The 1,552-nt window shown below is 69.4% G+C and carries 1 protein-coding gene and 1 pseudogene; one reads left to right on the top strand and one right to left on the bottom strand.

Annotated features, from left to right (window positions below):
* Window positions 1-38: 38 nt before the first annotated feature.
* Window positions 39-1,137: pseudogene (locus tag OTB19_RS42715) on the bottom strand (IS630 family transposase).
* 47 nt (window positions 1,138-1,184) lie between these two features.
* Between OTB19_RS42715 and OTB19_RS42710 the strand changes: the two are divergent.
* Window positions 1,185-1,514 carry a hypothetical protein gene (locus OTB19_RS42710; RefSeq protein WP_267804252.1) on the top strand — a complete coding sequence of 110 codons (330 nt, stop codon included), beginning with the start codon at window positions 1,185-1,187 and terminating at the stop codon, window positions 1,512-1,514.
* Window positions 1,515-1,552: the final 38 nt, after the last annotated feature.

The following is a 1,552-nucleotide window of genomic DNA, read 5'->3' as shown; positions in this document are numbered from 1 at the left end:
CTAGTGCTGCACCGCGAAAGTTCGTGGAGGGGTGTTGGTCAGGCTGCTTCCTTGAGTGGGGTGCCCTTGTAGGTCCAGCGGAAGGGCTTGGCGTTCTCGTTGCGGTTGATGATGTAGCTGTCGAGCTTGTCGATGAGGTCGTCGCGGCTGGCGAAGTCGCCGTGGCGCAGGACGGCGCGGGTCAGGGCGGAGAAGACCAGTTCGATCTGGTTGAGCCAGGAGGCGTGGGGCGGGGTGAAGTGCGCCGTCCAGCGCTGGTGCTCCTTGAACCACGCCTTGGTGTGCTTGGCGGTGTGCGATGAGCCGTTGTCCATTGTCCAGGACCACGTGGATATCGGTGCCCTCGGGGACGAGGGCGTCGATGTGGTCGAGGAAGGCCGTGAACGTCACCGCGTTGTTGCGGGTGATCACTTGGGTCAGGACCTCGCCGGTGCGCACGTCCATGGCGGCGACCAGGGAAGCGGTGCCGTGGCGGACGTACTCGAACTCCTGGCGGGCTGGTCGGCCCGGGGCGGCGGGGCTGGCGGGGTGCTTGCGGGAGCGCGCGGCGATCGCGGTCTTCTCGTCGATCGACAGCAGGAGCGCGCCGGCGGGCGGGTCGCGGTAGAGATCGCAGATGTGCTCGGCGCGCTGCCAGAAGTCGGGGGTGTCGCGGCGGGTGAGCCAGCCCCGGACCTTGTGCGGCTTGAGGTCCAAGTCGTCGAGTATTCGGCCGACCTGGGAGGGAGAGATGTTCGCGGACAGGGTTCCGGCGACCTGCTCGGCGATGGCTCGGTGGGTCCAGGTCGCGGCCGGGCGCGACGGGGCGCTGGTCGCGGCGGCCACCAGCGCGACGCGCACCTTGTCGTCGTAGACCTTGGGGCGGCCGGTTCGGTCGGCGTCCTTGAGGCCCTCGGTGCCGTGCCGGGCGAAGCGGCCGCGCCATTTGCGGACCGTGTTGACCGAGACGCCGAGATCGCAGCCGATCGGGGCGTTGGCCAGGCCGTCGGCCGCCGCCAGGACGATCCGCGCCCGCAGGACCTGGCGGACCTGGGACTTCGCCGAGGCGGCCACGCGTTCCAGGGCCCGTCGCACCGGCTCGTCCAAGGTCACCGCTATCGCTGTGACGGCCCCACCTGCCTGCTGACCTGCGCGCATAGTCGTGATCATGGCGGATCGCCGGCACCGCGGGCAGGATGGGGTCCGTGCCGAAGAATCCCCCCGAGTCGATGCAGTCCCACCTGCGCCGGCGCCTGAAAGCCCGCGCCGGGGACCGCTGGCCGCAACTGGCCCGTGTGGAGGTCCGGTTCCGCGCCGGCTTCGCCTACGTGGACGGCGAACTGAAGGACGGCGACCAGCTCAAACTGTGCCGTCTGCGCTTCACCGGGGTCCTCCACACCTGGGGCTTCGCCCTGTATCTGGCCAGCCGAGACGGCTACGAGGACAACTTCCTGCCCTCAGGCCTGCCCTTCGGCAGTCCCGAGGACTGCCTCGACTGCGCCTGCTACCTCTACCTCGGCGACCAGCCGACCTGACCAACACCCCTCCACGAACTTTCGCGGTGCAGCACTAG

The organism is Streptomyces sp. H27-H5, from assembly GCF_026627505.1.
Classification (GTDB): domain Bacteria; phylum Actinomycetota; class Actinomycetes; order Streptomycetales; family Streptomycetaceae; genus Streptomyces.
Note: the sequence above shows the minus strand (reverse complement) of the source record. Positions and strands in the feature narration are given on the sequence as shown.